This is a genomic window from Gordonia sp. LMA484 (genome assembly GCF_058129505.1).
The window spans coordinates 420971-434786 of record NZ_CM176700.1; the positions used below are offsets into that span (position 1 = coordinate 420971).

General features: G+C 67.1%; 12 protein-coding genes. 6 read left to right on the forward strand and 6 right to left on the reverse strand.

Annotated elements, in window-relative coordinates:
* Positions 1–28: 28 nt before the first annotated feature.
* Genes AC4AMJ_RS01885 through AC4AMJ_RS01895 form a run of 3 tightly spaced genes read left to right on the forward strand, consistent with a single transcriptional unit; the run spans position 29 to position 4781 of the window.
* Positions 29–1552, forward strand: a complete 1524-nt coding sequence (locus AC4AMJ_RS01885; RefSeq protein WP_489916929.1) for a hypothetical protein — start codon at positions 29–31, stop codon at positions 1550–1552.
* Positions 1549–3063, forward strand: coding sequence for a glycosyltransferase (locus AC4AMJ_RS01890; protein ID WP_489916931.1), 1515 nt, complete (start codon positions 1549–1551; stop codon positions 3061–3063). Before AC4AMJ_RS01885 ends, AC4AMJ_RS01890 begins: the two co-directional genes overlap by 4 nt.
* Complete coding sequence (locus tag AC4AMJ_RS01895) at positions 3060–4781, forward strand: ArnT family glycosyltransferase (protein ID WP_489916933.1); 1722 nt, start codon at positions 3060–3062, stop codon at positions 4779–4781. Before AC4AMJ_RS01890 ends, AC4AMJ_RS01895 begins: the two co-directional genes overlap by 4 nt.
* Here the strand turns inward: AC4AMJ_RS01895 and AC4AMJ_RS01900 are convergent.
* The gene (locus AC4AMJ_RS01900) at positions 4774–5853 is read right to left on the reverse strand and encodes a beta-mannosidase (protein WP_489901044.1); all 1080 of its coding nucleotides are present in this window, start codon (positions 5851–5853) and stop codon (positions 4774–4776) included. The two genes, AC4AMJ_RS01895 and AC4AMJ_RS01900, sit on opposite strands and share 8 nt — an antisense overlap.
* Before the next feature lie 85 nt (positions 5854–5938).
* Between AC4AMJ_RS01900 and AC4AMJ_RS01905 the strand changes: the two genes are divergently transcribed.
* Positions 5939–6475, forward strand: a complete 537-nt coding sequence (locus tag AC4AMJ_RS01905) for a DUF2599 domain-containing protein (protein ID WP_489897271.1) — start codon at positions 5939–5941, stop codon at positions 6473–6475.
* A 362-nt stretch (positions 6476–6837) separates the two neighbouring features.
* On the opposite strand, the gene AC4AMJ_RS01910 is transcribed toward AC4AMJ_RS01905, so the two are convergent.
* From AC4AMJ_RS01910 to AC4AMJ_RS01930, 5 genes are all read right to left on the reverse strand, one after another.
* Positions 6838–7713, reverse strand: coding sequence for a metal ABC transporter permease (locus AC4AMJ_RS01910; RefSeq protein ID WP_489916935.1), 876 nt, complete (start codon positions 7711–7713; stop codon positions 6838–6840).
* Complete coding sequence (locus AC4AMJ_RS01915; RefSeq protein WP_489916937.1) at positions 7710–8588, reverse strand: metal ABC transporter ATP-binding protein; 879 nt, start codon at positions 8586–8588, stop codon at positions 7710–7712. Before AC4AMJ_RS01915 ends, AC4AMJ_RS01910 begins: the two co-directional genes overlap by 4 nt.
* Positions 8589–8592: 4 nt before the next feature.
* The gene (locus AC4AMJ_RS01920; protein WP_489916939.1) at positions 8593–9570 is read right to left on the reverse strand and encodes a metal ABC transporter solute-binding protein, Zn/Mn family; all 978 of its coding nucleotides are present in this window, start codon (positions 9568–9570) and stop codon (positions 8593–8595) included.
* A 99-nt stretch (positions 9571–9669) separates the two neighbouring features.
* On the reverse strand, positions 9670–10278 hold the full coding sequence (locus AC4AMJ_RS01925) for a TetR/AcrR family transcriptional regulator (RefSeq protein ID WP_489916941.1): 609 nt from the start codon (positions 10276–10278) through the stop codon (positions 9670–9672).
* The gene (locus AC4AMJ_RS01930; RefSeq protein WP_489916943.1) at positions 10271–11518 is read right to left on the reverse strand and encodes a cytochrome P450; all 1248 of its coding nucleotides are present in this window, start codon (positions 11516–11518) and stop codon (positions 10271–10273) included. Before AC4AMJ_RS01930 ends, AC4AMJ_RS01925 begins: the two co-directional genes overlap by 8 nt.
* Positions 11519–11754: 236 nt before the next feature.
* Between AC4AMJ_RS01930 and mshA the strand changes: the two genes are divergently transcribed.
* Positions 11755–13104: a D-inositol-3-phosphate glycosyltransferase gene (gene mshA / locus AC4AMJ_RS01935; protein WP_489916945.1), complete on the forward strand. Its 1350-nt coding sequence runs from the start codon at positions 11755–11757 to the stop codon at positions 13102–13104.
* Positions 13105–13201: 97 nt separating this feature from the next.
* The gene (locus AC4AMJ_RS01940) at positions 13202–13816 is read left to right on the forward strand and encodes a type III secretion system chaperone family protein (RefSeq protein WP_489897264.1); all 615 of its coding nucleotides are present in this window, start codon (positions 13202–13204) and stop codon (positions 13814–13816) included.

The window sequence follows — 13816 nt, forward strand, 5'->3', positions numbered from 1 at the left end:
GGACAGACGTGATGTGCATGGGGATGCCATGACCGTCGACACCGCCGAGGCGCCCGCAGGTCGCGGACCCACGCTGTCCGAACGGCTCGCCGCCAATCCCGCAGCCGTGGTCGCACTGCGCTGGGCGCTGGTGCTGATCGCGACGGTGGTGGCGTTCTGGGGGACGCTGGACGCACTCGCCACGGAGATGGCGGCACAGACGATCATCACCTACCTGCCGGTCGTCGTGGTCCTCGTGGTGATCGCCGCGACCGGTGTCTCCTGGCGGCGCGGCACCGAGTTGCCCATCTACGATCGCCAGACCGACGTGATCATCGGGGTCGTGCTGCTCCTCATCGCGATCTCCGTGAAGGCGATGAACCTGCGGTACGCCGGCAGCTATCTGACCGCTCACGTGGACTTGTTGGCGATGTGGGTGTTCCTTCTGGGCAGCTGCATCATGGTGTTCGGGCTGCGACCCGTCGCGCGGTATCGGTGGGTGTGGGTGCTGCTGCTGATGATCTTCCCGGTGCCGTACCGGTTGATTGTCCTGCCCCTTGGTGGCGGGCCGTTCGCGTCGGGCGCGGTGATGGTGATCTTCGGTGCGGTCGCGACCGGGGTGGCGACCGGGCGGACCACCCGGCGAGGAGTGGCGGGCGCCGTCATCTCGCTGGTGGTGGGCACGGCCGTGTTGATCCTGGTGCAGGTGTTCTTTCCGGCCGCGCCCCGAGTGGTGTTCCAGACGATCCCGGCGGTGGGTGCCGCACTCGTGGCGAGTGCGTGGCTCTACGTCGACTACCGTCGCCAACACGGCGCATCGTGGAGTCCGCTCGGCCGTCCCATGTACCCGGTGTCAGTGCGCAAGGTCGGCCGGCCGGGGTGGGCCCTAATCATCGTGGCGATCGGGATGTTCTTCATCCCGGTTCCCGCATACAACGATTGGCCCAACACCGAGGTGCCGGGTCTGGCGACCCGGCCACCGTTGATCGTGCCGGCCGGATGGACGCAGGGCCGGGTCACGCAGTACGACTGGGTGTCTCGGCTGTATGGCCGGGATGCGGTCATGGTCACCCAGGATCTGTACCAGGATCGTGGCAGCGCCGAGTTCGACAAGTTCGCCCGACCCCGAAAGGTGGTGGTCGACGCGATCGAGACCGCGCGACCGTTGAGTCTCGAGGTCTATCCGGTGATCTTCGTGGTGGACCTGGTCGGGGACCGGTTCAGCAAGTCGGTCCCGGTCGACCTCCCGCATGGCGTCACGGGGTATCTGCAGACTGTCGTCGACGACGACAACTACCTGACCTACAACCGGCTCTACTGGGACTGGAACAACGGCGAGCGGACCCAGCAAGTGACCTTGGTGTCGGTCGACAACCACGACCCCGACGCGCCGTTCCCGCCGCCGAACATGACCGTCGGCCGCAACCTGAACACCTTCTTCACCGTGCTGTTCCGGGGCAACTCGGTCACCGTCGACCTCCAACCGCAGTTCAAGGACCGCGATCTGCTCGTCGGATGCGCCGAGGACCTCATCAACGCACAGGTCGACGCGATCGGGGAGGGGACGCGATGAGCGCGCGCGACGGTCGCTCCGTCGACGAGCTGATGGCCGATCCGGATTACTGTCAGGCCGCACTGTACGACGCCGTCGAACGACTCCGGGACGAAGACGCGGAGATGACCGCGTCGGTCCCGTTCAACCGCGGCCAGAAGATCGGCGGGATCACACTGCTCGTCGCCGTCGTCGTGCTGCTGGTGCTGTTTCCGATCGCCACGATCGCCGCACTGGTGTCGGTGGCGACCATCGTCTACATCCTGTCGCTCATCGACCGTCTCGTCATCTTCCGTCGCGGCCTGGTGAACGGGGCCATCGAGATCACCGACGAACAGGCGCGTGCGATCCCCGCCGACGACCTGCCGCCCTATACGGTCCTGGTACCCGCGTACGGGGAGCCGGAGGTCGTCGGCGATCTGATCGGGGCGATGGAGTCGCTGGAATATCCACGCGAGAAGCTGCAGGTACTGCTGTTGCTCGAGGCCGACGACGACCCCACGATCGCGGCCGCACGCGACGTCGGCGACAACGACATGGTGACCGTCGTCCTCGTGCCGCCCGCTCAGCCGCGCACCAAACCCAAGGCGTGCAACTACGGCCTGCACTTCGCGACCGGCGACATCGTCACCATCTACGACGCCGAGGACCTGCCGGATCCGCTCCAATTGCGCAGGGCGGTCGCGGCTTTCCGGGCCTCCGACGACTCGGTGGTATGCGTGCAGGGAAAACTGAACTTCCACAACGCGTATGACAACATGCTCACCGAGTGGTTCACCGCCGACTACGGGATCTGGTTCAGCTACCTGCTGCCCGGTCTGATGGTGAGTCGTGCGCCGATCCCGCTGGGCGGCACCTCGAATCACTTCCTACGCGACGTGCTCGACGACATCGGTGCCTGGGATCCGTTCAACGTCACCGAGGACGCCGACCTGGGGGTGCGGATCGCAGGGCACGGATACCGCACCGCCGTGCTGGATTCGCTGACACTCGAGGAGGCGAACATCGATGCGATCAACTGGGTCCGGCAGCGATCTCGGTGGTACAAGGGCTACATGCAGACGTGGCTGGTGCACATGCGCCGGCCCGTCGCGCTCTGGCGCATCCTCGGCCCGATCGGGTGGTACCGCTTCACCCTGCTGATCGCGGGCACGCCGCTGATCGCATGCATGAACATGGTGTTCTGGCTGATCATGGTGATCTGGATCGCCGGGCAGCCCAAGGTGTTCGCCGACATCTTCCCCGGACCCATCTACTACCTGTCGCTCGTCTCGCTCATCTTCGGCAACGGGGCGGCCATCTACATGAACCTGATCGCGATCCGAGAGGACGACCGCAGCAGACTCGTCTGGTCGGCTCTGCTGGTGCCGGCCTACTGGGTCATGATGAGCGTCGCCGCCATCAAGGGCATGTGGCAGATGTTGTTCAACCCGTCGTATTGGGAGAAGACCTTTCACGGGCTCGCGTCCGGATCGGATGAGGCGGACACCGCCGAGGATACGGCCGGCACGTCGGCGAGCGGATCGTCATGAGCCGCAAGCAGGTCATCGCATTGTTCGCGGTCGTCTGGCTGATCTATCTGGCCGTCGGTGTGTTCCTCGCCGTCGACGCGCGGTTCTACGTGGGCGACTCCCTGTCCCGGGTCCAGGCCGCGCAGAGCGTCCTGTTCAGCAGGGACCCGCACGTCTCGGCCATCGGTTTCATCTTCACACCGCTGACGGCGCTGGTGCAGTTGCCGCTGACCGCGCTGACGCCGCTGTTCCCGGCGATGACCACCTCCGCGCTGTCGGCGGCGATCATGACGTCGGCCTTCATGGCCGGCTCGGTCGTCCAGGTGTCCGGTATCGCACGGGATCGTGGTGTCGCGCCGTGGATCTCGATCGCCATCACAGTGTGTTACGCGGCCAACCCGATGATCATCTTCTACGCCGCCAACGGCATGAGTGAGGCGCCGTACCTGTTCTTCCTGGCGTGGGCCGCCCGGCGCGGCATCCGATGGATCGATACCGATGATGTGCACGATCTGGTCACCGCCGGTATGGCCCTGGGCTTCGCGTATCTGACCCGATACGACGGTGCGGCAGCAGCGCTGTTCTCCGGAATCGCGGTCGGCATCGTGACTTTTCGCCGATCTCAGAGCGACCGCTGGACCAGGACGATCCTCGATGTCGGGATCTTCGCGCTGCCCAGTGCGGTGGCGTTCGTCGTCTGGGCGATCACCAGTTGGCTGATCACCGGCGACTTCTTCGCCCAGATCTCCTCGCAATACGGCAACACCGCGATCCTGGAGTTCTCCGGCGGGAGTGGCTCGGACAATGCGTTCCAGGCCTTGGGATTCTCGCTGGTCGAGGTCCTCATTCTCGCGCCGCTCTTCCCACTCCTGCTCGCCCTCGTCATCGTCGTCCGAAGGCGCCGAGGGCGATTGGCCCCACTGCTGTCTCCGCTGCCACTGATCGGCGCTGTGCTGTTCTTCCAGATCCTCAGCTATGCACGTGGCTCGACGTTCGGATTTCTGCGCTTCTACATCACCGTGGTCGTGTTGGCCTCGGTCGTCGCGCTGCTCGGGGTGCCGGCACGCAAAGTGTCGCCGTCGCGTCGGTTGGGCACGAACGCGAATTTGCCGACGGTCGTGGCGCGGCGCGGAAAGAGTTATGTGGCACTGGGGATGGCCGCGATCATGACAATGCTGGTGGCCGTACCGGTGACCGCGTGGGGGATGACGTCGACGAAGTACGCACCCCAGGAGTATGCGCTCGAGTCGGTCGTGTTCCCCGACCGCGATTCGGTCAACGAGAAGTATCTTGACGCGCAGCGAGTCGCCCGGACGTTCTCCACCGAACGCTACCTCGCGCAGTACCTCGATTCTCTGAATCTGCCCGACGGGAGCGTGCTGAGCGACACCGTCTACGGCTTTGCGGTGATCGCCCAGTCCGAGCATCCGAAGCAATTCGTGATCCCCTCCGACCAGGACTTCTCCGAAGTGCTCAATGACCCTGTGGCCCATCATGTCCGATACATGCTGGCAGTTCCGCTGGAAGGGCGCGGCGCATCGGACGCGCTGAACATCAGGTTCCCGACGCTGTACGAGAACGGTGGCGGAATAGGAGTTCTGGTGTTGGAGGCCCCGAATCAGGGTGCCGACATGCCGGACTGGCGAATCTATCGGGTCAGTGCGGCGGCAGAGCGTACCGAAATCCAACAGACACAGAGCGAGCGCGAAGACGAGGCGGTCGGCACCGGCGTCAGCTGACCGTACCCGCGATGACCTGCCACGCCGGGTCGTCCGGGCCGATGTCGTAGGTGCACATACTCGGACGCGGGTCCGGGACAAACGCCCACAACAGCGCGCCGGCGGTTCCCTCCGACCGTTGTTCGGAGATCGTGTCGCGGAATTGGTCCGCGCGGGCCGACGTCGACAGGCAGGACCCGGCTTTGATGCCGATCTCGTTCACCATGATGGGTTTGCCGAGACGCCGCGCCTGCGAGATGCGGGTTGGCAAGTCGCTACCCGCCGGTCCGTAATCGGTGGGGCCGCCACCGTAGTCATGGAAGTCGAGGACGTCGAGCTGGGGTGACGAGCCGACTTCGGCGTAGTCGTCGCCTCGAAAACCGCATTGGTCGCCGCCGATGAATCCGGCGAAGACGGGACGTCGTGGATCGACTGTCCGCAGGAGTGCGCCTGCGTCGTCGAAGAAGGTTTTCAGCACCTGGGCGGCGCCGGCCGGACAGTTGCGGACCTGCCAGTCGCACCCGCGATCCGAACAGACGCTTGCCTCCGGTTCGCCGACGATCTCCCAACCCGCGACGACGGGTTGGCTCTTCCAGCGCGCCACCGCGGTCCTCAGCCAGTCGGCGAAGGTCATGCCACCCAGCGACTTCCGGGTACGCCAGCCGTCCTCGTACCACGACCGGTCCTTGAACTCACCGTCTTCGCAGATTCCGGTGCTGCCGGTGAGGACCGGCAGCAGCATCTGTTGGTGGCGGGTGGCCGCGGCGAACACCGCGTCGAGCGGGCCGAAGTTCGGCAACCCGCTCTGTGTGTCGACGGCGAACATCGAGAAGAGGCTGATGCGTGTCAACGCGCGTGGTGGGAGTGCGGCGAAGTAGGCGTCGAGGTCGACCTCCGCACCGCAGCCTCGGTTGACCGACCAGTCCGTCCCGAGTTGGTAGGCGTTGAATCCGGTGGGCCACCAATCGCGCCCGTCGAGCCGCAGACCGGTGGCGGTGGTGGTGACCCGGCCGCCGAAATCGTGCGTGATCGACGAACCTGCCGACGAAGTGCGGCCCGGCGTTTCGCATCCGGTCGCCACCACCAGCGCCATGAGGCCGGCGGCACACAGAACGGCGACCACACGGAGCCGGGACACACGGGGAGACTACTCCGCCGACGCAAGTAGGGTCCGGTATATGGATGCCGACCGGAACCCGGGCCGACGGCGCACCCCGGCCGTCGTCGGAGCCCTGTGTTGTGTGATCGCGGGCGCAGCCCTGGTGAGCGCCTGTTCGGATACCGCCGACGATGCCGGGCCGTCCGCCCCGTCGTCGAGAGCGGTGTCGAGCACAACCTCGACGGCACCGGTGGTCTCGTCGTCGGAAGCAGCGCCGATGGCGAGCGGGCCGACGACACCGGTGCTGCCACCGCCCTACGTCGACCATGTCGACTGGGTGCAGACCGCGGTCGGGCCGAGTCTGCAGATCCATCCGACGCCGGCAGGCCGTCGCACCGAGAACCCCCGCGGCGCGGACATCGCGTGGTCGGAGGTGCTGGCACTCGCCCCCGACGCCGACACCCCGGGCATGCGGGCCCAATTCGACTGCCATTGGGACTTTGCCCGGGCCGTCGAACCGGACAAGCCCAGCTGGAACCTCGAACCGTCGCGGCCCGTGGTGAGCGACCAGGTGATGATCGAGACCCGCTGCAATCCCGGGGCGCCGGAGGAGTGAGTTGGGCTGGCGGGCGTCACCACCAGCCGATCCCTGCGGAGGCTCGCGAGGATCGCGCGCACCACCACCTGGTACGTGAGGAGCTTCGCGGGGAATGAGCGCACCACCACCTGGTACGTGAGGAGCTTCGCGGGGAATGAGCGCACCACCACCTGGTACGTGAGGAGCCTCGCGAGGAATGAGCGCACCACCACCGGGTCCGTGAGGAGGTCGGAACAAACGAGCGCACCACCACCCGGTCCCTGAGGAGCCTCGCGAGGAACGAGCGATGCGTCACGAAGGGCCCTTCGTGACGCACGCTCACTTCGTTCGCGGGCTCCTCAGGGACCGGGGTGACGAATCTTCGAAGGACTCGCCGGCTCTCAGCGGGTGACGAACTCCCGACGGTGCCCGACCCAACGGCAGACCAGGTAGATCACGAACGAGATGGTCGTGACGAACACCGACACCGGCAGGCCCGGGGCGAGCGACAGGATCATGCCGCCCACGGAGGCGAGTTCGGCGAACACCACGGCCAGGATCATCACCGTCGTCGGGTTGGCGGTGAGTCGTGCGGCCGCGGCGGCGGGCGTGATCATCAGTGACATCACCAGCAGGGCGCCGATGATCTGCACGCCCTGGGCGCACGCCATACCCATGAGCACGGCGAACACGACCGACAACGTCCGCATCGGCACTCCGGATGCGGCGGCCAGCCGAGGATCGAGCGACGCGAACAGCAACGGGCGGTAGATGATCGCCATCCCGACGACGACCACGACCGTGGTGATCGCGATGGCGGTCAGGCCGCCGGTGCCCACGCTGACGACCTGTCCGGTGAGCATCGCGAAACCCGTACGAGCACTGCCGTAGAGCGACAAGAACAGCACCGCGAGTCCCAGGCCGAACGCCATGACCACGCCGATCACCGAATCACGTTCGCGTACACGGTTTCCGAGGAATCCGAAGACGCTCGCCGCGATGACGGCACCGATCACCCCGCCGACGTTGACGCTGATCCCGATCAGCAACGCCGCCGCCGCGCCGGTCACCGACAACTCGCTCACCCCGTGAACGGCGAACGACATCTGGCGCGCCACGATCAGGGGGCCGAGGATTCCGCCGAGCAGACCCAGTAATGCGATCGCCAGCAGCGACTGCAGGACGAAGTCACGGCCGAGCAGGTCGGCGGTGGTGCTGAAGTCCCAGAACTTGCTGACATCTATCTGCTCGGCCGCCAACGGGATTCGGTCGGTCATCGGGCGGCACCCGGGTCGGGGTCGTGGCCGACGTGGGCCGGGTTCATGGGTGGCTCGGCGAGATGATCACAGTGGTGGCTGTCCTCGCCGCCGATCACCAACAGCCTGCCGTTGACCCGCAGGACCTCGACGTCGCTGCCGTAGAGGTTGGACAGGGTGGCGGTTGTCATCACCTCGTCCGGCGTCCCGATCCGGAAGCTGCCGCCGACCAGGTACAGGACCCTGTCGACGTAGGGCAGGATCGGGTTGATCTCGTGCGTCACGAACACGACGGCGGTGTGGGCATTGCGTCGACGCTCGTCGATGAGTTCGACGACCCGCTGCTGATTCGTGGGATCCAGGCTCGACAGTGGCTCGTCGCACAACAGCAGCGCCGGGTCGGAGGTGAGTGCCTGCGCCACCCGGAGGCGTTGCTGCTCACCACCGGACAGCAGACCCATCGGTGCATCCGCGTAGGCGGTGGCGCCGACTTCGGCGAGCGCGGCGTCGACCAGGCGACGCCGACGAATCCGTCCACGCACACCCAGGCCCCACCGGGAACCGTCGACGCCGAAACCGACGAGGTCGCGGCCGCGCAAGGCCATCGGGTCGGCCTCGTCGGCGTGCTGCTGAGGGATGTAGCCGATGGCGTCGGTGACTTCGAGGTGTCCGGCGTCGAGTTCGTACTGGCCGAGCAGACACCGCAGGAACGATGTCTTGCCGGAACCGTTGGGTCCCAGGACCGCGATGAACTCGCCGTGTGCGATTCGCAGGTTCAGATCGTCCCAGAGCACGCGGGAACCGAAGCCAAGCCGTGCCCCCTCGAACGTGGCAACCGGAGCGGTGGGGTCGTGTATCACCGCTCGATGGTCGGCGTGATGGTCTGGATCAGCCATGACGTCAGTGTGCGGCATCGGTACTCAGTGCCGCACGCAACGCCTCGATCTGACCGGACTGCCAGGTGATGTAGTCGGTGACACCTTCGGGCAGGGTCTCGGTGAACTTGACGACCGGGACGTGCGCGCCGTCCGCGGTTTTGAGTATCGCCGTGGTGACCTGATCAACGGCCTGGGTGTTGTAGATGAGTGCGGCGACGGACCGGGACGTCAGCAGGTCCTCCATCGCGGCACGGTCGGCGGCCGAGGGTGATTGGCCTTCTTCGACGGATTGCGTGAATCCGGCGGGCGCGGTGTCGGTCAGGCCGGCGTCGTCGAACAGGTATCCGGCGAGGGGCTCGGTCTGGGCGACCTTGGTCCCGTCGTGGGCGGCCTTGATGGTGGCGAGCTGGCTGCGCAGACCGTCGATGCGTTGATTGAAGGCGTCGGCATTCGCCCGGAACTCGTCGGCGTTGGCCGGATCCTTGTCGGCCAGGGTGTCGCCGATCTTGGTGGCCACCTGCCCGACGACGTCGAGGTCGTAGAAGACGTGCTCGTTCATCGTTCCGTGGTCGTGATCGGTGCTGTCGTGATCGGCGCTGTCGTGATCCGAGGTGTCGTGACTGTCGTCGTCGCCGTGGCTGTCGCCCGAGATGAGGTCATAGGCGTTGATCGTCGTGACACCGGTGTCGCCGGCGGCGTCTTCCATGTACTGGTCGTAGTGCCCGCCGTTGACGACGGCGAGGTCGGCGTCGGCGACCTCGGCCGTGTCCGCTGCCGACGGCTCGAACTCATGGGGATCGCCCTCGGCGTTCGCGTAGAGCGCGGTCACTGTCGCTTTGTCGCCGGCCACCGCGGAGGCGACCGCGGCCCACACATTGGTGGAGGTGACCACTGTCGTCTCCCCGGATGCCGAGCTGCCGCCGCTACCGTCCGAACATCCGGCCAACACCAGCGCTCCCGCGCCGATCAATGCCAGGGTCGTCGTCAGTGTTCGCCTCATCGCCTCGCCCTCACGCAAATGACAATCGTTTCCGAAAGCAGTGTAGGGCACCGGCGTGATGAGCCGAAATCTCCGCCCTCGGCGGCGTCGGGTTCGACCTCAGGACGGGCCGAGTACCACCGGGACCACGAACCGCTCCAGGAGCTTCCGCTCGTCGTCGGCCGACGCTCCGGGACTCGTCAGCAGCGACGTGATGACGCGGACCAGCCAGCGCGCCCGGTCGCTCGGGTCCGGCGCGTTCGGCGCGATCTCGCCCAGGAGACCGACGGTGATCCGTTCGATCGCCGGTGACAGCAGCGCGAGATCGCTGGCCTGCCCGGCGGTGTTCGGCGCGAACCAGGCCGAGAGCGCCGGATTCGACCGGACCCCACTCACGGCCGTCATGACCGCGTCCACCAGACGCGCGCCCGGGTCGGACCGGTGTCGCACCGATGCCGACACCACGGCGCCCAGTTCGGCCGCCGAACGATCGACGTAGGCGGCGAGCACCTCGGCCTTGCCCGGGTAGTACCGGTACAGCGTGGCGCGGGAACACCCGACCGCGGCGGCCAGTCCGCGCATCGTCACCGCCGGCACCCCGTGCTCGACGAACAGTTCCTCGGCGACGTCGAGGATGCGCTGGGCACCGAGTTCGGCGCGCTCGGGCCCCAGCCAGTCGGCGGATCTCGGCGCCGGGTCCGCCCCCGCAGAGGGCGCTGCGTCAGACATGGAACGGGACATAGGTGGGGCGCCGCACATAGTTGCCGTCGGCCCACTCGATGCCGTCGACATCCACCGTGAACTCGGGATGCCGTGCGAGCAGCTCGGTGAGTGCGACCCGGGCCTGCATCCGTGCGGCGGCCGCGCCCAGGCAGTGATGGTTGCCGTGGCTGAACGTGAGGATGTTCCGCGGCCGTCGGGTGACGTCGAGGTCGTCGGCATCGGGACCGAACGCCGCCGGGTCGCGGTTGGCCGAGGCGTAGCCGAGCAGCACCTTGCGGCCGGCCGGGATGGTGACCGGACCGTCGGGGCAGTCGGTGTAGACGACATCGCGGGTCGTCGTGCGCGCCAAACCCTGGACCGGGGACGTGAGCCGGAGTAGTTCGTCGACGGCCCCGGCGATCAGGCCGGGCTCGGCGACGAGGCGCCGGCGTTGGTCGGGGAATCGATGCAGCAGGGCTACGCTGCCGCCGAGCATGCCGGTGGTGGTGTCGTTGCCGCCGGCGACCATCGTGAACGTGAACGCCAGGATCGACAGCAGTCCGCGCGGGTCGTCGGGGTCGTCGGCCAGCCCGGCCGCGACGAGTTGCGAGACGGTGTCCTCGGCCGGGTGGGACCTGCGGAACTCGATGAGTTCGGTGAAGTAGGCGAGCATCTCCATCGTCGCGGCGCCGGCCGACTGTGCGGCCGCGGCCATCCCGCCAACGCCCGACGTCGCGCCGACGACCGCCTGCGTCCAGCCGTCGAACCGGGCCCGGTCCTCCTCGGGGACACCGAGGTAGTGGGCGACGACCATGCTGGGCAGCGGCTTGAACAGCTCGCCGACGATGTCGGCCGGACCGTCGGCGGACAGGCGCTCGAGACGATCGACGACGAACTCGCGGACCTTCGGTTCGACCTCGACGACCTGCCGCGGGGTGAACCCGCGCGCCACGAGTTTGCGGAACTCCGTGTGGGTCGGCGGGTCCTGCATGACCATCGGCGGATGGTCGGCCATGCCGATGGCCTCCAGTTCGCCGTAGGTGACCGTCAGCCCGTGTGCGGAGGAGAAAGTCTGCGCGTCGTTCGCCGCGGCCAGCACGTCGGCGTGGCGGGTGAGCACCCAGAAGTCGGCATCCGGATCGCCTGGCGGTCGGACCCGGTGAACGGGTGAGTGCCTGCGTAGTGCCGCATACATCGGATAGGGGTCAGCCCACGTCGGTCCCGAGCGCAGTTCGAAGACAGCGCGCTCGGACACATCTGTCGTCATGTTGTGATGGTGAGACACTTTTGGGTAAGTGTCAATCACGTCGGCTCGTGTTCGGGCGCCCTTCGTGACGCATCCTCGCGAGCTCGGAGGCTCCTCAGGGGGCGGGTAGGTCGCGAGCTCGGAGGCTTCTCCGGGAGCGGGGGTGGAAGTCGCTCCGCGGCGAACACCTGGCGACGTTCGTGCACCTCGTGAAGGGCGGGGGCGGTGCGGTCGGCGACTTTCTCTAAGCTGGTGGGATGACCAGTTCCCCGATGCCGCGGCGCGTCGCACTCGTCTCCGTGCACACGTCACCGCTGGCCCAGCCGGGAACCGGCGACGCCGGTGGCATGAACGTGTACGTGTGGCAGACCGCGACGCGCCTCGCCCGACGCGGTGTGGAGGTGGAGATCTTCACGCGCGCCACGTCGTCGTCGGACGCGCCGGTCGTCGACGCGGCCCCCGGAGTGACCGTCCGCAACGTCGTGGCGGGCCCCTTCGAGGGCCTCGACAAACGCGACCTGCCGGCCCAGCTGTGTGCCTTCACCGCAGGCGTACTGCGTGCCGAGGCGATGCACAAACCCGGCTACTACGACCTGATCCATTCGCATTATTGGCTGTCGGGTCAGGTCGGCTGGCTGGCGCGCGATCGTTGGGGTGTGCCGCTGGTGCACACGGCGCACACGCTGGCGGCGGTGAAGAACGCGTCACTGGCCAAGGGCGACACCGCCGAACCGATGCTGCGGGTCATCGGCGAGCAGCAGGTCGTCGACGAGGCCGACCGTATGGTGGTCAACACCGAAACCGAAGCGAGCGAGCTGGTTTCGATGTACAACGCCGATCGGTCGCGCATCGACGTGGTGACCCCCGGGGCGGATCTCGACGTCTACTCGCCGGGGTCGCGGGAGGCGGCACGTGCCGAGCTCGGACTGCGACCCGACGAGACCGTGCTGACCTTCGTCGGCCGCATTCAGCCACTCAAGGCTCCCGACGTCCTGCTGGCTGCCGCCGCCCCGATCATCGAGCGATCCCGGCGTGACGGTCGCCCGGTGCGGGTGCTGATCGTCGGCGGACCATCGGGATCCGGGCTCGCGCAGCCGACCGCGCTGATCGACCTGGCCGACGAACTCGATATCTCCGATTCGGTCACCTTCCTGCCGCCCCAGCCGTCCGATCGGCTCGCACAGGTGTACCGCGCGTCGGATCTGGTTGCGGTACCGAGCTACTCGGAGAGCTTCGGCCTGGTCGCCATCGAGGCCCAGGCGTGCGGGACCCCGGTTGTGGCCGCCGACGTCGGTGGCCTCAGTGTGGCAGTGGCCGATGGTCGCACCGGTGTGCTCGTCGACGGCCACGACGTGGAGGATTGGACCGACGCCCTCGCCGGGATTCTCGCGCAACCCGACCGGCTGGCCGCGATGCGGGGCAACGCCCGCGCCCATGCCGAGCAGTTCTCCTGGGAGCACACCTCGACCCGACTGCTGAACAGCTACGCGGAGGCGATGCAGTCATTCGCGGCGCGCAATCCGGGCGCCGTCGGTGCCGCGTCGGTTCGTCGCGCGTCGCGACGGTGGCGTCGGCGCCGTCCGAGGGTGATCGTCGGTCAGGGCTGACCGGCGTTCGGACCAGCGACACTCCAACAGACAGCGACACTCCACCAGACAGCGACACTCCACCAGACAGTGACACTCCAACAGGCAAGGTGATCGGGTGAATCAGACCGAGATCGTCGAACTGCTCGAGTCAACGCTGAACGAGCGCGAGATCTCGTTCAGCCGCAAGGACTCCGGAGGTGCGCAGGCCGATCATCTCGTGCTCGAACTCCCCGGTGAGCGCAAGCTGAAGACCGTCGTGCTGCTGACTGCGGGCCCGCACGGTGTGCGTGTCGAGGCATTCGTCTGCCGGCGTCCCGACGAGAACCATGAAGGCGTCTACCGCTACCTGCTGCGACGCAACCGGCGGCTCTACGGCGTCGCCTACACCATCGACAACACCGGCGACATCTACCTGGTGGGCCGGATCTCCGCGGATGCGATCGGCGCCGACGAGATCGATCGCGTGCTTGGCCAGGTGCTCGAGGCGGCCGACGGCGACTTCAACACACTTCTCGAGATCGGCTTCCTGACGTCGATCCAACGAGAGTGGGCGTGGCGGGTGTCGCGCGGCGAATCGCTGCGCAATCTGCTCGCGTTCGAGCACCTCATCGACAAGGAGTCGCTGCCCGAACCCGGTGAGCCGCTGCCGGACCGATACGTACCGGGGGAGACCACGTCGTTGGATGCCGCCGGGGACGGGTCGGGCACAAGCTTTTCCGACGACGACTGA